We start from the raw sequence: 20442 nt of genomic DNA, 5'->3' as shown, positions 1-20442 counted from the left end.
TTTGAATACATCGAAACCGACTATAACCGCCAGCGGCGACATAGCACGCTGGGGCACATCAGCCCGCAAGCCTACGAGGCCCGGATGAGTGCTTGAAACTGTGTCCACGGTTGCTGGGCAAGATCAAACAACCCGCAAAACGTGAAGGCGACGGTAAAGCGCCTGCCGGCATATTTACCTTCGGCAGCGCGTTCGGGTATGACTCCACGGCCAATACCCGGCTGCCCTACACCGTCAGCACCGACGCCCGCGAATGTGTGGATGACAGCCAATCGAGTCACTACAACTCTTTGGTCGACAGCTCAGCCGTTAGCAAAGACTGGAACAGCTCAGAGCAAATGCACCGCAAGGACGAGTTGTATCGCCAAGGCATTGTCGTGGAACACAACACGTCAGCAGCAGCCAATAGCGGTTCATGTATTTTCATGCACATCTGGCAATCCAGCAGCACCCCGACTACGGGCTGCACCGCCATGGATCCGCAGAATATTCAGCAGTTGTTCGCTTGGCTGGACCCTCAAAAAAACCCGCTGCTGGTACAAATGCCAGTCGCGCAATATGAGCTTTACAAGCAGCGCTGGAAACTTCCCGAGCGTTGAAAATAGCGTTGCATCCGGTAGGCATCCCAGTCCGCATGCAAGCTGTGACATGTCCAGAAGATCCAGTGACCGAGGGGCTGCTTCGGGCCCAAAGCCGTCAGCAGCGACTGCTTTCGCGTCAGCCTGCACCTTGCGAGCTGACGTGACTTGTCACTTGAGCAATTGCATCTGCTGGCGATAGTTGTCCGTAACTTGCCGCGCCTGACTCGCACTGGTCACGACACGTGGTGTGATCAGGACAATCAGCTCGGTTCTATCGCGCGACTTTGACGTACTGCCGAACAGCCATTTCAGACCAGGAATTTTCGACAGCCCCGGCACGCTGGAGGTGGACTGCGCATTGTCCTGCTTGATCAACCCGCCGAGCAGTACAGTCTGCCCGCTCTGCACAGCGATTTGCGTGGACACTGAACGGGTCGAGATGCGCGGATTGGGTTGAGTGGCGGTCACGTTACTCGTATCGGCGTCACTGACCTGTTGCTGGATGTCCATGTACACCAGACCTCCCGGATTTATCCGTGGCAAAACATCGAGAATGACCCCGGTCTGTACATATTCGACGCTGCTCAAGGTGGTATCGGAATTGCTCGTATTGACGGTTGTCTGGCTGATCGGAACGTTGTCGCCGACCTGGATCTGCGCCTGCTGATTGTTCATCACCACCAGCGACGGCGCCGACAATACCTGCGTGCGACCGTTGGTTTCCAGTGCATGCAGGGCCACTTGCAGGTTATTGCTGACGAAGGAATAGAACAGCGAATCCGCTGCACCTAGCCCTACCCCACCGGCGCCGAGCGCGCCTTGATTGCCGCTGGTGTTGGCGACGGTCGTGCTCGATGAATTGCCGGCCAGCCTGCCCAAATACCACTGCACACCGAGATCCAGTTCACCGGTCAGTTTGACCTCGAGGATCCGCGTCTCGATCTGCACTTGCATTGGCAGGTTGTCCAGCCGCTTGATGGCCGACTCGATCTCTTTCCATTGGGCCGGGCGCGTACGTACCAGTAACTGGTTGGTGCTTTTTTGCGCGGTGATGCGCACGCTTTGTTGCAGACTCTGCGCCCCAGCTTGCCCGCCGGACTCTGCAGTGTCGGCGCTTTCGCTGTCGCCCGATTCGTCACCAGAGGAATAATCCTCGGCCTCCTCCTCTTCACCGCTCGATTGCGCGCGATTATTTTCGGCGCCCAGACCGGCAGATGCTTGCGACGTCGCGCCGGAAAGCCCATTGCCGCTGCCATTGAGCGACGACAGCGAGGTGGTGCGCAAACCCGGCGCGACCTTGGCAGCCACGTCTTCTTTGATCGCGCCGTTGCCGTAAATCTGGCGCAGGTATTTGGCCAGATCCGAGGCTTTCATGTTGCGCACGTCGTAGACGTACATCTGCGGTTCGTTGCCGCCCCCCTCGTCGATGGTCGCGATCCAGTCACCGACTTCTTGCAGATACGCCGGCTGCGACGAAATGGCGACAATGGAGTTGGTGCGTTCGTTGGGCATGAACTTGACCATGCTCGCCAACGGGATGCCGCTGTCAGGCCCGAACAATTTTTGCAGTTGCGGCATCAATTCGGCCACCGATGCCCGCTGCAGACCGTAGACGCCGATGGACATGCCCTTGAGCCAGTCGACGTCGAAGGTATCGATGGTGTCCTGATAGTTGGTCAGTTCATCCGGGGTGCCGGCCAGACTCAGCACGTTGCGCGCCGGATCCACCAGCAGGAACGCGTTCTCCCGGGCAAACGGTTTGAGCAGTTTCTGCATTTCCGTGGCGGAGATATAGCGCAGCGGGAACAGTCGCGCAGTGAGGCCGGTGGAAGGTCGGGCAACCGGCATTTCCGGTACCAATTTGCCCGCGACCGCCTGATTGGACGGCAGAATGACGTAGCGGTCGCCCTGGCGGATCATCGCGTTTTCCGTCCAGGACAGCAGGGTTTCCAGAATCGACAAGGCTTGCTGTTTGTTCACCGGCTTGGAAGTGGAAAAACTCACATTGCCTTTGACACCTTGGGCGATGCTGTAGTTTTCATGCAGCAGGTCGCCCATCACGCTGTTGATCACCGCTTCGATCGGCTGGTCGGTGAAGTTGAAGACGATGTCCCCGCCTGGCTCGGCGCCAGTCTTTGCGCCGGCGGCAGGCGCTGGCGGGCGCACAAAGTTCTGGCTGCCGCGAATGATCTGCCGACGCGCCGGTGTAACGTCATTGGACACTGATGCACGTGGCGTTTCGGCGGGCGCATCCACCACAGGCGCGCGTTGCGAGCCGGTACCGTTGAGTGCTTCCTGCATCAGGGCCGGGTCATTTTGCGTCGACGACGGCGTGGACGCGCAGCCAGCCAAAGCCACAGCGGTGGCCAGGCATATCAACGGGCTGCGCAAACGGAAGATTTCAGGAAAGCAATTGTTCATGGTCTCGGTACATTGGGAAGAGTGATAAGGGGCGCCGTTGAGGGCGGCGCAAGACGTAGCACGGGCAGGCTTAACTGGCGGGTCTGGCCCTGGTACATGAAAGTGGCTTGCAGTGGACTGAGCGCCGTCAGGGTCCAGCCGTTATCCAGCGCTTTGCCGACTGCGAGTTTCAGGCTGCGTTTGTCGGCCAGGCGCAACAGCGCCCACTGCGCCTGCCCCTTGATGACCACGCCAGTCAGCGCAACGCCTTGAAGCGCGGCCGACCCGCCTTGACCGCTGACGAGGTCGGGTTTGCGCTCGGGGCTGAACATCGATTGTTGCCAGCTCAGGCTTAAGTCTTGTGTGGTCAATGTCGGCAGCGGCTTGGGCGTGGGGATGGCCTGCAGATGACGTGGCTGATCGGCGGCCAGCCAGTGTTCAGCTCGTCCCGCGCCGAGTAACAACACAATAAAAACAGCGCCCAGCACAGCGGCGATAGCCAGCAAAAGCAGACTCATACGGCTGAACCTCATGCTTCAGGCTCCTTGCCGTTGGCCGGTTGCAGATAACCACGCAACAGCAGATTCACCTGCAATCGCCCTGCACCTCCGCTGGCTGGTGCGGAGGTTTGGCGACGGATGCTCAGATGGTCGACAAACAGAAACGGCTGGCCATATTCAAGATCGTGCAGCAGCCCGGTCAGGGGCTCCATGGCACATTCGAGGGTGAGGCTGACTTTGACCTGTCGATACGGCTCTGCGCTGTTTTGCTCCGGTGTGATCGGCATGCGTTGCGTGACTTGGCACCCGGGCCCCTGAGCGGCATGGGCCTTGGCCAGATCGAGGCTGCGTTGCATCAGGTCGGCCGCCACGCCGCTGGGGTCGGTGCCAGGCAGCAGGCTGCTGCGACTGGCCGGGTCGCGCCGGGCCTGTTGCAGCTGCTGTTGCAGAGCGTCGCGTTGCTGCAGGACGCCGGCGTAGCGCTGCTGTTGTTCGCGCAGGCTGTCGGCTTGGTTTTCAATCGTCATCAGGGGGTCGAGAAACCAGCTCTGCACCAGCAGCCACCACCCGGCCCACACGGCCAGTGCCAGCACGATCAGCGCTGCGCCGCGACGTTCGCGGGCGGTCAATTCACGACGCATCGGCTGGCTCCTTGCGCAATTGCGCGTGCAATGAAAAGCGCTCCTTGCCTGTCTGTTCGTCGGGCTGAATGATCCCCTGGAACTGCGCATCGCTCAGGGTTCGGCAGTCTTTGGCGCGGGCAATCAAGGCGCTGGCCCGCCCGCTCTGACCGGTAATCGAGATGCCACCGTCTTCGCTGATGTCCAGTTGCTCGACCCAGGTATCGGCGCCGAGGCATCCGGTGAGGTCCAGCAACACACTGGACACGCTGGGCCGGGCAATCTTGCGTTGCGCCAGATAGCGAGCGGCACCCTGGGTGTTGGCCAACTCACGACGCAGGTTCTGCAGTGCCTGCACGTGTTCGCGTTGTTGACCAACGGCGTCCTGCATCGCCTCCATTCGAGCCGAGCGCGCGTCCAGCCACAGCACCATGCACGCCAGCAACAGGCCGACACAGGTCATCACCAGATAACGCGGCAAATGGTTAGGACGTGCGCCCTGATGCTTGTATTCGTCTGGCAACAGATCGACGCCCAACGGTTCGCCGTCTCTGTCCCGGCAATCGATAGCGTGCACATGCAGGCCGCAGGCGCGGCAATGATCGAGCACGGGTTGCAGACGCTCACGCACAATCGCCACCAGCAACACGCGCGCGGTGGTTTTTCCTCGGCTTTGCACGCGGGTGACAAAGTGCATGTCCTCGCGGGGAAACGGCGTGTACTTGTCCAGTTCGAACCCGACCACACTGCGCAAATCGCGTATGGCCGCGAGTGGTAGATCCAGCGGTTGCGTCAGAACCATCGCATAAGGCAAGAGCAGCACCACCCTGTCGTCGCCAGCGTCAGGCAGCGCCTCGGGCAGCGGCCATGTCACCCGACGCTCGCGGTTGCGCGGCAGCAAACCTCGCTGCACGTGGCCCGGCAATGCGTTGCGCAGCTCTTGCAACCACGCCTGCCACAAACGCTGGGCAAGGCTGGCGCTCCAGAGGCCATGCCAATGGCCTTGGACTTGGGCAAATCGACGAGCCAGAGGCTTTGAGATTAATTGCTTCATTCTTGCCAGCGCAGGACCCGGTAAGGTCGTGCCCCCTCCTTCGATGGATTCAATAACAACGTGACGCTCAGCGTCGTGGTGTAACCCCCGGGCAAGGTCGCCCGACTTTTAACGGTGATAATCGACCCGGCGGGTGAGACGCTCGGGCGTGCTCGCGGCAGGTTCAATGCCTGTTGCAACCAGGGCGTCGAAAAGCGCGGATCCGGCGTAGGCAACCCGCTCCACAACGTCACGTAGGGTGCGGCTCGCTGGTAAATCGCCTGGGTCATGCCAGGCAGCTCGCGCAGTTCCTCGACCATTCGCAGCGGTACCTGATCATCGGCGCGACGTCGCTCGACGGCTTGCGCCAGTAGCCGCGCATCCCCGGGGGGCGCGCCGCATGCCTGTAACAACCGCGCGAGCAACTCGGCAGGCGCAGCGTTGAGATCCACCTGACCCTGCTCGCTGCGCAGGCTGACAGCCAGTTCTGCATCATCGAAACGCAAGGCGTGCACTTGGTTGTCCGCCCGCCAGCGCCGTTGTGGGTCGTGATCGAGTTGGGCCAGCACCGCCATGGCGATACCCGCCTCGGCAGCCAGTTGCCCCTGTAAATGCTGACGCTGCCAAAGGGCCTGACGGTTCTGCACATGCACCCAACCCACCAGCCCGGCGAGCAAGGTGCCGAGCAGTGCCAACACCCACAGCACAAGAAGCAGCGCGACGCCGCGTTGACGGTTCATGGCGTGCTGTTCTCGCCGGACAAATCCAGTCGCAGACGCACAACCTGCCTCGGCCACACAATTGCACCGGCCAATTGCGCGTCGATGCGCACCGCTCGCGGCAGCCGCCCGGGCCATGGCCAGTGATCCAGCCACTCCGTGGTTTTCCCCTCGGGCGACAGGCCCCGGTAGCTCATATGTAGCGCTTCTACCTGCTGCAACAGCACTTGCGGTTCCCTGGCCAGCTGTAAGGTTTCGCCCTGCAAACGCCGAAGACTGACCTGCAAACGCCCCTCTACGAGACTCACTTGGTGCCGATAGATACCACCGCCCACTGTTGCGGGAAGCGGCGCGTAAAATCTCAGGCTGTCAGTGTCACCCTGAAAGATTGGCGATTGGCTTTCACCCGGTGTTCCCGCTGCCAAGGGCAATGCCTGGCCGGTGGCGCTGCGCAAGAAATTCTGCGTCGAGCGCACTTCATCCAGTCGACTGCTGTAGCGTTCGGCCTGAGCCATGGCCCGATTGGCACCCGCTATCGCTGCGCCGATCAACGTCAGCAACACGCCGAGCAAACTGATCACCACCAGCACTTCCAGCAGGGTGAAGCCTCGGTGATGACGCTTCATTGGCCAGCACCGCTGCCTGCGCTGCGCACTTGCAAGGTGCTGTAGCGGGCATGCCGGCTCCCATCGTCCACGTGCAGATCCAGCCGATAAGCATTGGCCGATCCATTAGCGCCGGGGATAACGCTTACATCCATTTGCCAGCGCACCCCGCCCCATTCGCCATTGCTGCGCCCGGCTACGAGGGCACGGTCACTGGCGTCGTCAATCAGCGAACGCGCAACCAAACTCAAACGATCGCTGCGTTGCACTTGCTGCAAGGCCCGCGCGCTGTTGCCGAACGCCACGACCAGGACGCTACTGCACACCGCCAGCACAGCAAGGGCTGCGAGCATTTCCAGCAATGTGAAACCGCGCTGGCGGTTCAATTGAGCGTGTGCAACTGAACGCTGCCCGTCAGCCAGTTGATATCGATCCGCCAACGCTTGTCGTTGCGCGACAGCATCAGGTGCCCGCCGCTGGAGCCGCCATCCGGGTAAAACTCGAACGCCGCGCCGAGCCCTTCGGCGGTAACCAGTTGCAGATGCATGTCCTGCGGCCAACTGTGCGGCTTATGATCAGGGCCGTTGAAACGCGCCTTGCGCAGATCGAAACGCGTCTGCGCCGGTTGACCGGTGACGATGGCTTGCACCCGCGCAGCGCGCAGGGACTGCACCAATTGCGTCAACGCTTGACGTTCCTTCGCTGATTGCAGGCCCTTGCCCACGCCGAAGCTGATCAAACCGATGCTGACGCCGATCAAGACGATCACCACCAGCAGTTCAATCAAGGTGAATCCACGAGAGCGCTGCAAGGCGTGCACGGTTATTCCCAGTTGCCGAGGTCGGCCTTGTAGCCGTCCCCACCGGCCTGACCGTCCTGGCCGTAGAAAATCAGATCGAAACTGCCATGCTCCCCAGGGTAGCGGTAGCCGAACGCATGGCCGAACGGATCCTTGAGATCCGAAGGTTTGGCGTACGGCCCGGCCCAGCCGACCGCGTTGCCCGGTTTGCGCAGCAACTGCTGCAAGTTGGCCGGCGGGCTGCCGACATCGAGGCCGTAGCTTTCGACCTTCATGCTCAGGCTGGACAATTGCGCCTTGCCGGCGCCGTACTTGCCTTTGTCGACGTTGCCGCCAACTTGGCGCACCACAATAGTGGCAACGATGCCGAGCAAGACGATGACCGCGAGCATTTCCAACAGGGTGAAACCGCCTTGCCGACGACGGCCGGCAGCGTTTGGACGGGACATGTTTTTTCCTCAAATGTTACTGGTTAGGCTCATCAGCGGCAGCATGATGGCGAGCATGATCACCGCCACCAGCACGGCCATGACCACGGTCAGACTGGGCACCAGGGCCGCGAGCAAACGGTCGATGCCGCGTTTGGCCTCGACATCGAAAACCTCGGCGACCTTGAGCAACATGGCGTCGAGATTGCCGGCCTGTTCGCCGACCTCAATCATTTGCAGGGCGAGTTCGGGCAGCAGCGGTTGTTCGCCGAAAGCCTGCGCCAGCGTGCCACCGCCCTTGACCCGCTGCGTCGCCTGCTCGACTTGGGCACGCAAAGCGTGATTACCGCACACCTCGCGCACGATGATCATTGCTTGCAACAGCGCCACGCCATTGCTCAGCAACGTCCCCAGCGTGCGCGCCAGCCGAGCGGCCTCGATGCGCTGCAACAATGGGCCGATGACCTTAATGAACAACAGGCGATGGTCGTGACGTTGGCGGCGTTGCGGATCGCGGCGTGCGACAGCGATGCCCCACGCCGCCATCACCCCTGCTGCCAGCACCAGCAGGCCATAGGCGCTGAGAAATTCGCCGAGCACGAGGATGGTTTGAGTGATCAGCGGAATCGGCACACCGAGATCACGAAAGATCGGCACGAATTGCGGTACCACATACGCCAGCAATAGCGCCAGCGAGCCCAGGACGCCGACGATGAGGAAGGCCGGATAAATCAGCGCATTGATGACTTCGCCACGCAGTGTCTGGCTGCGTTCAAGATAATCGGCAAGCTGATGCAGCGTGTGCTCCAGCGAACCGCCCGCTTCACCGGCGCGCATCATGCTGATGTACAAACCGGAGAACTGGCCGTGCTCTTCATCCAGTGCCTGGCTCAACGGTTTACCGGCCTTGACCTGTTCACGCACCCGCTCCAGCAACGCTCGGCGCCGCGGATCGGTGGCCTGCTTGAGCAGAATGCCCAGCGCGCGCTCCAGCGGTTGGCCCGCACCCAACAATGTCGCCAGTTGCTGGGTGAAGCTGACCAGCGCGGCGCCATTCAGTACGCCACGCCGCAAAGAACCCGTCAGCCGATCACCGGCGCAGGCTTCGAGGTTGAGTAACAACAAGCCACGTTTTTGCAGCGCAGTGATGGCACCCGCTTCATCGGCGGCTTCCAGACTGCCCTGTCGAGAAACGCCATCGGCGTCCAGTGCGCGGTACTTGAAATGGCTCATGTCAGTCGCCGCGCGTAACGCGCAGCACCTCGTCAAGGGAGGTGATGCCGGCCACCGCCTGACGCAAACCTTCTTCGTACAAGGTACGCAGACCGCCGCGCCGGGCGGCCTGTTCGAGGGTGGCGGCATCGGCTTGGCGCATCAGCAATGAGCGCAGCTCTTCGTTCATCACCAACAGTTCGGTGATCGCGCTGCGCCCGTGATAACCGCCACCAATCGCCGTGGTATCCGCGCGATAAAGCAAAATCGGTCGTTGGTCGGTGAACTGCTCAAGCCCGTGTTCGGCGATCATTTGCGGCGGTGCTTCGAAGGCAATCCGTGTCTGCGGATCGAGGCGGCGTACCAGACGCTGGGCCAGAATGCCTTTGACCGTGGACGCAATCAGGTAGCTCTCGACCCCCATGTCCAGCAGCCGGGTGATACTGGCCGCAGCACTATTGGTGTGCAGGGTCGAGAGCACAAGGTGGCCGGTCAACGAGCTCTGGATGGCGATGCGGCACGTTTCGAGGTCGCGCATTTCACCGATCATGATCACGTCCGGATCCTGACGCACGATGGAGCGCAGCGCATTGGCAAAGTCCAGGCCAATGGCCGGTTTCACCTGAATCTGGTTGATGCCTTCGAGCTGATACTCGACCGGATCTTCGACCGTAATGATCTTGCGCTCGGCTGTATTGAGCCGGGACAGCGCGGTGTACAGCGTTGTGGTCTTGCCTGAGCCGGTAGGACCGGTGACCAGCAAGATGCCGTGTGGACTTTCGAGCACGTCGAGGAAGCTGTTCAGGCGTTCACCGTCCATGCCCAGACTGGGGAAATCGAAGCTCACGGTGCGCCGATCAAGCAGGCGCATCACCACCGATTCACCGAAACTGGTGGGCACCGTCGATACGCGCAAATCCAGTTCCTTGCCCTGAATGCGCAACATGATACGACCGTCCTGAGGCAGGCGCCGCTCTGCGATGTCGAGCCGCGCCATGATTTTCAAACGCGAAATGATCGCGGCGGATGAACTCGACGGCGGCGCTTCGGCTTCGTGCAGGACTCCGTCGATGCGATAGCGCACCTTGAGCTGGCTCTCGAAAGGTTCGATGTGAATATCTGACGCCCGCTGCTCCACTGCGCATTGCAGGATCAGGTTGACCAGACGAATCACTGGCGCTTCGGAGGCCAGATCCTTGAGGTGTTCGATATCGTCTTCGGCCCCATCGTTTTCGTCCAGCGACTCGATCAACGCACCCATGGCGCTGCGGCCTTGGCCGTAAAGACGTTCGATCAGCGTATTGACATCAGCGGCTGTCGCCAGCTGCAACAACACACGCTTGTTCGCGCAATAGCCCATGGCATCCAGGGCGTATAGGCTGAGCGGCGGACAGGCAACCACCGTGACCGTTGCGGCATCCGCAGCCATCGCAACAACGCCGTGATGACGCAGGAAACGCTCGCTGCCAATCAACAATGGCTCGATGCCCCAAGAGGCTTCATCGAGTAGCAGGCGCGGGACGCCGAGCAACGTTGCGTAAGCCTCGACCGCCTGATCATCACGGACACTGCCCAGACGCAGCAGATTGCGCAGCACTTCTTCTTCGCCTTCACTTTCAGCCAGGCACAGTTTGCGCGCGCGATTGACGTCGCAAGACTTGACCTCGGTATTGTCGACTAACCATTGGCATATTGCGGACTGCGAAGGAAGTTGCATCACACTGTTCGTTTCTCTTGGGCGCAAGCAACTAAAGATCGAAATAACCAGACGTTTGAAGAGGCCGGGTTAAATCGATCGATCATTAACTTTTCTGTACTTGTCGTACCACCGAAACGGCGGATGAAAGATTGAACGGGATTATTCGGTAGATAGGTAAGCCCATTAAAGACATATACAACAGCCTTAAAATTGACTGCTGAGAAAGCTTATCAGAGCACTAAACCTAATTGCAACTAGGTTTATTGATCCGTTTTATGTTGCTCAATAATCGGATAAAAAGCTGTTTTGGTGCGTCTAATTGACGATTTCGGCATGATATAAGCTGTTTACTTAAATTCCGTGCAAAAAAAGGTATCAGCATATCAATTTGCCAGTATCGAAAGCTGCGTCGCGACGTCGCTTTTCTTTCACCTCAGCCCCACTTTAAAAAAATAGCTTTGCGAGTATTGAACTTTCATGTGCATGCTTCGGACTTATGTGCGACTTCAATACTACAAGTCTGCAGTCGTGCATTAACGCTTCCTTCACCAATCGAGAACAGATCGATGCTTCGAATCATGTCGCCCGTTATAGGCGCAGTACTTTTGTGCGCGCAAAGTTTGCCCGTCATGGCAGCGGATAACGCCTCTTCGTCGAACGGCGGTAACGCGGATCAACAGCTTCGTGAACAGATCGAGGCCAAACGCGACCAACTGACCGGCGCCGCTAGCCTCGCCCCTGCCACGCAGAACGGTGTTGGCACGTTGCTCGATACCCCCGTGGAAACCGATGACGCCCCGGCGCAGGTGCAACAACCATGAACCCGACCAACGCCAACAGGACTTTCTCCTTGTCAGCCTTCAAACACACCCTTGGCTTGAGCATGCTGACCTTCAGTATCGTGCAGGCCAATCTCGCGCTCGCCGCCGTCACGCCGGCCACCGGCAACGAAGTCGAAGCCCGCGTCAGTTCGATCCTCGACAATATGAACCTGTCCGAAAAGATCAACTTCACCCGCGTCAACGACGGCCACATGATCCCGTCCCTACTCAAATGGGGCATCAAGGGCACCACGGCGTATGACTCGTCGATGGGCGTGCACGTCAACAACGCCACCTTCGGCGCGCAATATCCATCGCAGTCGGCACTCGCCGCGACCTGGAGCATCAACCGCGCCAAGGAGTTCGGCCTCGCGATTGCCTATGAAACCAAGATTTCCGGCGGCCAGCAGATGTTGTCCCCGGGCGTGAACCTCTACCGCACGCCTTACAACGGCCGCTCGGCGGAATACGTCAGTGGCGAAGACCCGTTCCTCGGCGCGGTACTCGCGCCAGCCATCGTCAACGCGATCCAGGCTCAAGGCATCCAGGCCAGCGGCAAGCACTACCTGGCCAACGAGCAGGAAGCCAACCGTCAGGCGGTGAACATCGTCGCTGACGAACGTACCCTGCGCGAGATGTACTTGCCGGGCTTCGAATCGATGGTCAAGAACGCCAACGTCGCCTCGATCATGTGTGGTTTCAACAAGGTCAATGGTGACTACGCCTGCGAAAACCATCACCTGATCACCGAGGTGCTCAAGGGTGAATGGGGCTATCAGGGCACTGTGATCAGCGATTTCAACGCCATTCACAATGCGTTCAAAGGCGCGTGGGCAGGTACCGACATCGACATGCCGTCGGGCCTGCAATTCACCGAAGCTAACCTGATGCCGTATGTGTGGAGCGGCCAACTGACCCAAAACGTCATCGACGACAAGGTCAAACGCAACCTGCGTGCCGTGGTCAGCTACGACTTCCAGGAAAATCTGAATACCGCCAAGACCCTCGATCATCCCGAGTACGGTGCGCGCGCTGCGTTGAACACTGCACGTGAGGCAATCGTGCTGCTGCGCAACGAGAAAACCAGCGCCGGCAGGCCGCTGCTGCCGCTGGCCAAAACCGCCAAAGTCGCCGTCATTGGTGACTGGGCAAACCAGGCGCCGGCATCGCCATTCGGCACCGCCAACTCGCCGCCCAATAGCTACGTCACCGAGTTGAGCGGCCTGCAGCAGCTGGCGTCGAGCAGCTCGAACGTGACGTATCTGTCAGAGATGAGCCTGAACCCGAAGAGTTCTGTGTGGTATCAGCCGTCCACGGGCAGCAGCAACATCAGCAACTCCGGGGTCAAAGCTGAATACTTCGCCAACACCAGTTTCTCCGGTACGCCGGCGCAAACGCGTGTTGAGCCGGGCGTCAATTTAAACTGGACCACCAGCACCAACGAAACCAATACCGGCACTACCACAGTGTCCGGTTTCAGCCCGACGGCGGGCAATTTCTCGGCGCGCTTCACCGCGAACATCAAGCCTGTGGTGTCCGGCCCACAGGTGTTCAAGATTCGCGCGGATGGTCCTTACAAGCTGTGGGTCAATGATGAGCTGGTGGTGCAGAGCGACGGCGTGCCGTACTCCGCCGACGTGGTCAATGCGCTGACGACTTCCGGCAAGACCGCCAACCTGGTCGCCGGCAAGCAATATACCGTCAAGCTCGAATACCAGCGTATTCAAGGCAACTTCATCCCGGCACTCGGCGGCCTCACCGGCGTGCAAATGAGCTGGGCGGCGCTGCGTCCACCACGGGATTTGTCGAAGTACGATGCTGTCGTCGTTGCCGCCGGCACCCACTATGAAAACGAAGGCGAAGGCTCCGACCACGGTTATGAACTGCCGGATCAACAAGCGGAACTGATCAAGCACGTCGCCAAGGCCAACCCCAACACCATCGTCGTGATGCACGGCGGCGGTGTCGCGGATATGCAGCCATGGGCGAAGAAAGTCGGCGCTACCCTGCAAGCCTGGTTCCCGGGTCAGCAAGGTGGCCAAGCCCTGGCCGAGATTCTCTACGGCAAGGTCAACCCGTCGGGCAAGCTGCCGGTGACCATCGACAAGAAGATCGAGGACAACCCGAGCTACGCGTCCTACCCGGACCCAGCAGCTTATCGCGGCGACAATGCGCTGACCGAGATGACCTACAGCGAAGGCCTGTACCTGGGCTATCGCGGCTACGACAAGAAGCACGCCAAACCGCTTTACCCGTTCGGTTATGGCTTGTCCTACACCACGTTCGGTTACAGCGACATGAAACTGTCAAGCAATGTGCTGACGCCGGGCGCTACGGTTGACGTGAAGTTCACCGTGACCAACAAGGGCCACAAGGCCGGTTTCGAAGTGGCGCAGTTGTATGTGCAACCGGTGAAACCTGCGGTCGACCGTCCGAAAAAAGAACTCAAGGGCTTTACCAAGGTGTACCTGCAGCCTGGCGAGAGCAAGACCGTGAGCATCCCGCTCGACTCGCGCTCGCTGGCTTACTACGTGGACAACACCGCCAGCTGGAACGTCGATGCCGGCAAGTTCAAGATCCGCGTCGGTACCGACTCAGAGGATCTGGCCCTGAGCCAGACGCTGATCACGCTGTACCCGGAGCAACTGACCACCCGCGACAGCAACCCGCTGCCAGTGCCACTGCGCAAAGCCGTTCAAGTATCGGCTTCGCAGACGTACTGACCGTCATATGAGGCTCAGGGATGAGCCTTTTGCTGCGTTTTGAGATCGGCGGCCAGACGACGCAGATAGCCGTCAAAAACGTTCAACACGTCCACTTCCGTGCGCCCTCTCAGCCATTGGATTTGCAGGCCGTCCATCATCGAGAAAATCTCTTGGGCGAGCGCTTTCACCTCCACGTCCTGGCGAATCTCCCCCGCTTCCTGCAATGACCCAAGGTGCGCCTGGGCATGCCCATGGACCCTATCGAACTTTTCCTTGTACCAAGGAAAGGCCGGATGCGTTTCCGACAGGCTTTCGGTGTTGATCATCACCGACGCCTGGCACTCACGTGCATCCTCGACGCTGAAACTCATGCTCAATCGCAGAAACTGCAAAAAACCTTCCAGCGTCGGTGCGGTGGTCAGATCACCGAAGCGAGCGACCACTCGCTCATCGCGACGGTCAATCAGCGCTCGCAGCAGTGCGACCTTGTTTGGGAAATGATGGAGCAAGCCGACTGTGGTGATGCCAGCGATCTCGGCGACGTCGCGCATCGAGGCGCCGAGATAACCGTCCCGGGCGAAGACCTCGGTGGCGGCATCGAGCAACGCCATGCGGCGCATTTCACCTTTGGGTGCGCGTCGACGTTTGGGGCTTTGCGCTTCCAGTGAGTTTTGAGTGTCCATGACTGCCATAAAAATCCGTTAAAAAGTCTGCGCCACCACGGCCGGTTCAACTGCGGTGAATGTATGGGTTCAGTTCAACTGCGACGCCTGTGCCCGACGAGCGAAAAATCGTCGCGCTACAACCGAAGCTGTCGCGATCGCGGCAATGGCCACCAGTGTGTTGCCTGTCCACATGCCGATCACCGCACCGCTGGCACCGAAGCCATGGACGCCGACGTAGACAAACGGCAGGGTTCCCAGGGTTCCGCGAATCCAGCCGAATACCGGCACCCACCAGGCACGGTTCATTGTCAGGAACATTGACTGCGCGACGAAATCCAGGCCGAAGACAATCCACAGCCCCGCACCGATCTGACAAAACGCCATAAACAGCGCTCGGCCCGCGTCGACCAGATGGAAATAATCGGCAATCCAAGGCCCTGCCAACGCCAGGCACAACCACAGCGTCACACCATAAAGGACGACGCAGCGGCGGGTAAAGACCACAATCGCCTTGACCCGGTCATCACGCCCTGCTCCCAGGTTCTGCGCGATCACTGGCACCAACGCCCCCGGTAAGGCGAAGAACACACAGTAACCAAATTGGAGGATTCGATCGACGACCGCCATTGCGGCCAATGCCGACGTGCCGGCACCCGCCATCACCACCATCAGGTAGATGATGCCCACGGGCATGGCCAAATTCCCCAGCATCGCCGGGAGCGCAACTCGCAGAGTACGGCGGGTGTGCAGCGCCAATAACCGAAGATTGATCAGCGCTGACAAACCGATGTGCCGTTTGACCAGAATCAGGCCGAGGATCAAAGACGTCCCCGCCGCCAGCAAGGATGAAACAGCGGCGCCTTCCAGGCCCATGTTCAGGCCAAAAATGAACAGCGGATCGGCCACAGCCAACGTCCCGGCCCCCGCCAGCAAAACGCCGAGCGCCAGCCTCACCTGGCCTTGTGCGCGAAGCATCTGCACGCACATCTGTGTCGCGGCGATCAGCAGACTGGAGGGCACCACCGTCCACAAATAAAGCCGTGCATCCTGATACACCGCCAGGTCGCCACCCAGCAATCGCGCCAGAGGTAACGCGAAAAGCAACTCCACAAGGACAATCGAGCCTGACAGCACCAGCGCCATGATCAGCATGTGACTGGTGAGTCTGGCCAACGCTGTGGAAGCATGGCGCCCGATACGTTCGGAAAGCAACGCGCTGGCACCGATCACCAGTCCGGAGGAAAACGCACCATTGATGAATATCAGCGTTTTGCCCAGCCCCACGGCGGCGAGCAGGCTTTGATCGTCGAGCATCGACACGTACATCAGTGTCAGGATGTCGACCAGGAATACGGCGAGCAAGCCCAGAGCGCTGGTGCTTGCCATACTCAAAACATGTCTGCTGACAGGCCCTTCCGTGAACCTGGCATGGTAAGTGGTCATGTTGATGCTCGAAGATTTAAAGCGCAGGCATACCGGTGAAAGCGTAAGTTGAAGCGGCGGTGGGCAGATCATCGAAGATCATACGATAGCCGTTCGATGTAAGCCATCAGTTGACCTGCCATGCGATGAAGCGCATGGCAGGCTGAACACCCCCCGGCGGGCAGTCAATGGCACGCACCGGGCGATTTCCATTCACACCACCTTCAGCACGATTTTGCCCACATGGTCGCCCTGTTCCATTCGCTGATGCGCTTGTGCTGCGTCGGCGAGAGGAAAAACACGGTCAATGATAGGCAGGCATTCACCTTGACTGAGCAACGGCCAGACATTGGCCAGTATGGCGCGGGCAATCTCGGCTTTTTCCTCCGCGCTACGCGAACGCATCATCGAACCCGTGACTGAGCCTTGCTTTTCCATCAACGCCAGCAGATTGAAGTCCTTGACGGAGCTGCCGCCCAGAAAACCGATAATGACCAGTCGACCACGTCGTGCAAGCGACGCCACGTTGCTCTCGAAATAGCTCCCGCCCATGATGTCGAGAATCACGTCCACGCCCTTCTCGTCGGTTTGCCGGGCGATCTCCTGAGCGAAGTCCACCTCGCGGTAATGGATCGCTTCGCCACCCAGCGCGCGGATTCGGTCGCACTTTTCCTGGCTGCCGGCCGTTGCAAAAGCCTTGATCCCCAAGGCCTTGCACAGCATCAGCGCGGTAGTGCCGATGCCGCTGGTGCCGCCATGGATCAATACGGTGCAGCCCTTTCGGGCACGGCCCAGTTCGAAAAGATTGGCCCACACGGTGAAGAATGTTTCCGGAATGGCCGCGGCCTGAATCATGTCCACGCCGTCGGGGACCGGTAATGACTGGGTGGCCGCCACAACGCAGTATTCGGCGTAACCACCGCCATTGGTCAGCGCACAGACCTTGTCGCCCAGCTTGAAATCGGCCACCTTTGCGCCAACCCCGACGACCTCACCGGCCACTTCCAACCCGGGCACAGGGGTCATGCCGGGTTTCATCGGGTATTTGCCCGAACGCTGTATGACATCAGGACGATTGATGCCGGCGGCGTGAACCCGGATCAGCAACTCGTGATCACCCGGCGTTGGCACATCGGCCTGCATTATCTTCAATACTTCGGGGCCACCGGGTTTGGTGATCTCGATGTAGTTCATACGGTTTGGCACATTCATGGGACACCTCTTGTTGAGTGGGCTAAAGACTCTGAAAGCTGAATGTCAAAGCCATTCAACCTGTTTAGCTGCCCATCGAATTAACCTTCGACTGTAAACCTCAGTCCGGCTTTTTCAGTCAAGCGCTTGAGCAACGCCTCATTCAACGCCGCCGCGGGCGTCCAGCAACCGCCTGGAGTCTGATCACGTGTCACATCGAACGCCAACGCCATCGCTGACTCGGCCAACATCTTGGATGTCGACAGGTAGCCCGGATCCTCATCGCAACTCACGGATGCCTTGAGCACTTGACCGTCTCCCAGTTCAGCGATGAACAGCACATCATAAAAGCCTGCCTCAAGCTCCTTCTGCGTCGGCCCTTGCCCCGGTTGCGGATGACCGCCCTCATTGAAGGAGAAACCCGCCAGGCCACGTTCATCGTCTTCGCTCGGTTGTGCAGTGAGCATCAGCATTTCGTCGTACTGAAACGATGTGCCCCATACGTGCCCCTCCAGCAAGTTTGTGCGATGCACCGCCTTGGAATTGATGCCCGACATTATGAAAGGCCCGACCCAAGTCTGCGCCAGTTCATCCCGGTAGGGGGTCTGATCATCAGGTTGCTCGACACCTTTGAATCCGGAAGTGTAGGCAAACGGATCGGCCACCAGTGCGCCTAACGCAGGATCCTGCGCCGCCGCTGCAACCACAGCATCGACACTCAGGAACGTGCCACCGGACAGCACGCCTTGCATGTTGCGCACGCGGCACCTGATCCGAGGCGCGTAGCGAGCGAACTTCTTCATGACCTGCTGCTGGGTGAACCATACGCCGAGGTCGAACGGCACCGAATCGAAACCACAGGAGAACACCAGTCGCGCCCCCGATGCCTGGGCTTGGGCCTGATGGCTGCCGATCATCCGGGCAATCCAGGGGATCTCCCCTGAGAGGTCAACGTAGTCCGTCCCCGACTCGGCGCAGGCTGCCACCAGGTCCGAGCCATAGACCGAAAACGGCCCTGCGGTGGTAATCACGACCCGGGTCGCGGCAACCATGTCGCGCACGGACGCCCGGTCTTGGGCATCGGCCACGATCAGCGGCAGCGCTGCGGCGTTTGCCCAACTGTCCCGAATGCCTTCAAGCTTGCTCAAGCTGCGACCGGCAATTGCCCATTTAACAGGGCCGTCGACGCCGTATTGAGTGAAGAAGTATTCAGCGACCAGCCGACCGGTGTACCCCGTGGCGCCAAAAATGATCACATCGAATGTTTGTTTACTCATGGAAAAGATGATTCCTGAAAGCGCCGCTAAGCGAAGGTGACACTCTAGCCATCCCTCCTACAAATGATTAGATGGTATGGTTGGAATAGACCTATAACCGCAGAGTATCAATCGTGCGCGATACCGTCACCGACCTCTTGGCCCTCCTGCGGGTCGCCCGAGAAGGCAGTTTTACCAAAGCGGCGGCGCAGCTTGGCGTTTCCCAGCCTGCCCTGAGCCGAACTATCACCAAACTGGAAGCGCGCCTGGGTGTGCAATTGCTGACCCGCAGTACCCGCAGCGTTGCGCCGACCGAAGCCGGAGCGCGCCTGATCGACAGCATCGGGCCGCATTTTGACGGGATCGAGTCAGGGCTCAACGAGCTGAGCGAACTCAGCGGCACGCCGGCTGGTAGCCTGCGCATCACCTCCATGGAGCACGCAACCCAACTAGTCCTTGCCCCGGCTGCGCTGCAATTGATGACCGACTATCCGGGCATCAAGGTTGAAATCAACGACAGCTACGCATTGGTCGACATCGTTGCGGAGCGCTTTGATGCCGGTATCCGCCTGGGGGCGCAGTTGGCTCAGGACATGATCAGCATGCCCATCGGCCGGGATTTTCGCATGGCATTGGTGGCCGCCCCCGCCTATCTGGAACACCGTGCTAAACCACTGACGCCACAGGATCTGACCGAGCACGCCTGTATCAACCTGCGCCAGCCCACCTCGGGAGGATTGTGGGGTTGGCCTTTCGCAAAAAACGGGAGAGAAATCAAAGTACGCGCCGACGGGCATCTGGTGAGTAACAACATCTGGCTCATGCGTGATTTTGTCAGGGCGGGTGCGGGACTGGGCTACTTCCCGGAGCATCTGGTCGAGCAAGATCTGGGACAAGGTCGCCTGGTGCGGCTGCTGGAGGACTGGACTGGCACCGTCACCGGGTATCACCTCTACTACCCAAGCCGGCGCCAACACAAACCGGCTTTTCGTCTGCTTCTGGATGCCCTGCGTGATCAGTCAGGTCGCTGACGGTCTGCTTCTCGCCGGTAGCGGCCTGTCACTAAGGGCACCCCATTAATCAGGATCTCTTTAAGTCATGCCACGCAGCACGCTATAAATTTCAGAAACCACCTGCTGGGTTGCTGTTTCGATCGCACCATCGTTGCGGCATAAAACCCATCCTTGATCGGCAACCGCTCGTTCGAACGCTTCAGTACACGCAACATGCTCAGCCTGGTGATGCATCACTGTGCTACCCAGGCCCCGCGAGCGTGTTGCCGCCCTCGCCCAGGAAATTTCAGGGGCAGTGACCACCCCGACATGCAGGTCTGGCACTCGCACGTTTCGATCCAAGTTCAACTGTAGGATCTCTGCAAACGGGACGGTCCGTCGAAACGCGGCATCCGACGGATACCAGCGATCAATCAGGATGATGCTGCCCACAGGCTGCTTTGTGAGCACATGCCTGGAAATCCAGGCGCGGCTATCTGCGAAGCGCTGACAAATCGTCAACTCCAGATCGAGGGAGGGATTTCTGGCGAACGTGTTGACCAGGGCCATTGTTTCAGCCCTGTAGGGATCACTTTTTCTCTCGCATAACCGAACCACTTTCTTGTTGTCAGCCCTCAGCACTTGCGTGATGGCCTCTAACAGTGTGGTTTTACCAGTGCCCTTGGGCCCATCCAAAGAAACAAACAACGTGGGGTTCATACTTCAACCGTTAATACACATTGACGATGACTTTAACCCGATTGCTGGCTTGAGCGCCTGAAAACCCAAAATCA

21 protein-coding genes are annotated in these 20442 nt (G+C 59.5%); 5 read left to right on the top strand and 16 right to left on the bottom strand.

Going from position 1 to position 20442, the window contains the following annotated elements; all coding sequences use genetic code 11:
* Together ACI7MX_RS20425 and ACI7MX_RS20420 are read left to right on the top strand one after the other, a co-directional pair.
* On the top strand, positions 1-96 hold a 96-nt coding region (locus ACI7MX_RS20425), incomplete at its 5' end, for an IS3 family transposase (RefSeq protein WP_338152414.1).
* Positions 93-599 (top strand): L,D-transpeptidase, encoded by a 507-nt coding sequence (locus tag ACI7MX_RS20420; protein WP_405591245.1) that lies wholly within the window; start codon positions 93-95, stop codon positions 597-599. The genes ACI7MX_RS20425 and ACI7MX_RS20420, both read left to right, overlap by 4 nt.
* Positions 600-749: 150 nt before the next feature.
* Here ACI7MX_RS20420 and gspD read toward each other — a convergent pair whose 3' ends face one another.
* From gspD to gspE, 11 genes are read right to left on the bottom strand one after another with little or no spacing between them, the layout of a single operon-like run.
* The gene (gene gspD / locus ACI7MX_RS20415; protein ID WP_405591242.1) at positions 750-3002 is read right to left on the bottom strand and encodes a type II secretion system secretin GspD; all 2253 of its coding nucleotides are present in this window, start codon (positions 3000-3002) and stop codon (positions 750-752) included.
* The gene (locus ACI7MX_RS20410) at positions 2999-3514 is read right to left on the bottom strand and encodes a hypothetical protein (RefSeq protein ID WP_405591239.1); all 516 of its coding nucleotides are present in this window, start codon (positions 3512-3514) and stop codon (positions 2999-3001) included. The genes gspD and ACI7MX_RS20410 overlap by 4 nt, the downstream gene beginning before the upstream one ends.
* A complete protein-coding gene (gspM, locus tag ACI7MX_RS20405; RefSeq protein ID WP_405591236.1) occupies positions 3511-4122 on the bottom strand; it encodes a type II secretion system protein GspM in 612 nt (203 codons plus the stop codon). Before gspM ends, ACI7MX_RS20410 begins: the two co-directional genes overlap by 4 nt.
* Entirely contained in the window at positions 4112-5155 is a 1044-nt protein-coding gene (locus tag ACI7MX_RS20400; protein ID WP_405591233.1) for a type II secretion system protein GspL, read from the bottom strand. Before ACI7MX_RS20400 ends, gspM begins: the two co-directional genes overlap by 11 nt.
* On the bottom strand, positions 5152-5874 hold the full coding sequence (locus tag ACI7MX_RS20395; protein WP_405591230.1) for a type II secretion system minor pseudopilin GspK: 723 nt from the start codon (positions 5872-5874) through the stop codon (positions 5152-5154). Before ACI7MX_RS20395 ends, ACI7MX_RS20400 begins: the two co-directional genes overlap by 4 nt.
* Positions 5871-6479 (bottom strand): prepilin-type N-terminal cleavage/methylation domain-containing protein, encoded by a 609-nt coding sequence (locus tag ACI7MX_RS20390; protein WP_405591227.1) that lies wholly within the window; start codon positions 6477-6479, stop codon positions 5871-5873. Before ACI7MX_RS20390 ends, ACI7MX_RS20395 begins: the two co-directional genes overlap by 4 nt.
* Positions 6476-6811, bottom strand: a complete 336-nt coding sequence (locus ACI7MX_RS20385) for a hypothetical protein (protein ID WP_405591254.1) — start codon at positions 6809-6811, stop codon at positions 6476-6478. Before ACI7MX_RS20385 ends, ACI7MX_RS20390 begins: the two co-directional genes overlap by 4 nt.
* A 29-nt stretch (positions 6812-6840) precedes the next feature.
* Positions 6841-7278, bottom strand: coding sequence for a Tfp pilus assembly protein FimT/FimU (locus tag ACI7MX_RS20380; protein WP_405591224.1), 438 nt, complete (start codon positions 7276-7278; stop codon positions 6841-6843).
* Positions 7279-7280: 2 nt separating this feature from the next.
* The gene (gene gspG / locus ACI7MX_RS20375; protein WP_314483081.1) at positions 7281-7706 is read right to left on the bottom strand and encodes a type II secretion system major pseudopilin GspG; all 426 of its coding nucleotides are present in this window, start codon (positions 7704-7706) and stop codon (positions 7281-7283) included.
* Between the two features lie 9 nt (positions 7707-7715).
* Positions 7716-8918 (bottom strand): type II secretion system inner membrane protein GspF, encoded by a 1203-nt coding sequence (gene gspF / locus ACI7MX_RS20370; protein WP_314483080.1) that lies wholly within the window; start codon positions 8916-8918, stop codon positions 7716-7718.
* Between the two features lies 1 nt (position 8919).
* Positions 8920-10614, bottom strand: a complete 1695-nt coding sequence (gspE, locus tag ACI7MX_RS20365) for a type II secretion system ATPase GspE (RefSeq protein WP_405591220.1) — start codon at positions 10612-10614, stop codon at positions 8920-8922.
* A 560-nt stretch (positions 10615-11174) separates the two neighbouring features.
* On the opposite strand from gspE, the gene ACI7MX_RS20360 reads away from it, so the two are divergent.
* Positions 11175-11417 carry a hypothetical protein gene (locus ACI7MX_RS20360; RefSeq protein WP_314483076.1) on the top strand — a complete coding sequence of 81 codons (243 nt, stop codon included), beginning with the start codon at positions 11175-11177 and terminating at the stop codon, positions 11415-11417.
* Positions 11414-14140: a glycoside hydrolase family 3 protein gene (locus tag ACI7MX_RS20355; RefSeq protein WP_405591217.1), complete on the top strand. Its 2727-nt coding sequence runs from the start codon at positions 11414-11416 to the stop codon at positions 14138-14140. The genes ACI7MX_RS20360 and ACI7MX_RS20355 overlap by 4 nt, the downstream gene beginning before the upstream one ends.
* Before the next feature lie 14 nt (positions 14141-14154).
* On the opposite strand, the gene ACI7MX_RS20350 is transcribed toward ACI7MX_RS20355, so the two are convergent.
* From ACI7MX_RS20350 to ACI7MX_RS20335, 4 genes are all read right to left on the bottom strand, one after another.
* Positions 14155-14814 carry a TetR/AcrR family transcriptional regulator gene (locus ACI7MX_RS20350; protein ID WP_405591214.1) on the bottom strand — a complete coding sequence of 220 codons (660 nt, stop codon included), beginning with the start codon at positions 14812-14814 and terminating at the stop codon, positions 14155-14157.
* Positions 14815-14874: 60 nt separating this feature from the next.
* The gene (locus tag ACI7MX_RS20345) at positions 14875-16230 is read right to left on the bottom strand and encodes an MATE family efflux transporter (RefSeq protein WP_405591211.1); all 1356 of its coding nucleotides are present in this window, start codon (positions 16228-16230) and stop codon (positions 14875-14877) included.
* A 192-nt stretch (positions 16231-16422) separates the two neighbouring features.
* Entirely contained in the window at positions 16423-17421 is a 999-nt protein-coding gene (locus tag ACI7MX_RS20340; protein ID WP_314483068.1) for an NAD(P)H-quinone oxidoreductase, read from the bottom strand.
* An 80-nt stretch (positions 17422-17501) separates the two neighbouring features.
* On the bottom strand, positions 17502-18677 hold the full coding sequence (locus tag ACI7MX_RS20335; protein ID WP_405591208.1) for a saccharopine dehydrogenase family protein: 1176 nt from the start codon (positions 18675-18677) through the stop codon (positions 17502-17504).
* 110 nt (positions 18678-18787) lie between these two features.
* Here ACI7MX_RS20335 and ACI7MX_RS20330 point away from each other — a divergent pair, with 110 nt between their 5' ends.
* Complete coding sequence (locus tag ACI7MX_RS20330; protein WP_314483184.1) at positions 18788-19687, top strand: LysR family transcriptional regulator; 900 nt, start codon at positions 18788-18790, stop codon at positions 19685-19687.
* A gap of 60 nt (positions 19688-19747) precedes the next feature.
* Here the strand turns inward: ACI7MX_RS20330 and ACI7MX_RS20325 are convergent, their stop codons facing one another.
* Entirely contained in the window at positions 19748-20368 is a 621-nt protein-coding gene (locus ACI7MX_RS20325; RefSeq protein WP_314483064.1) for a dTMP kinase, read from the bottom strand.
* Between the last annotated feature and the right edge of the window lie 74 nt (positions 20369-20442).

It is taken from the genome of Pseudomonas sp. 2024-210, assembly GCF_045062345.1.
In the GTDB taxonomy this organism is placed as follows: domain Bacteria; phylum Pseudomonadota; class Gammaproteobacteria; order Pseudomonadales; family Pseudomonadaceae; genus Aquipseudomonas.
Note: the sequence above shows the minus strand (reverse complement) of the source record. Positions and strands in the feature narration are given on the sequence as shown.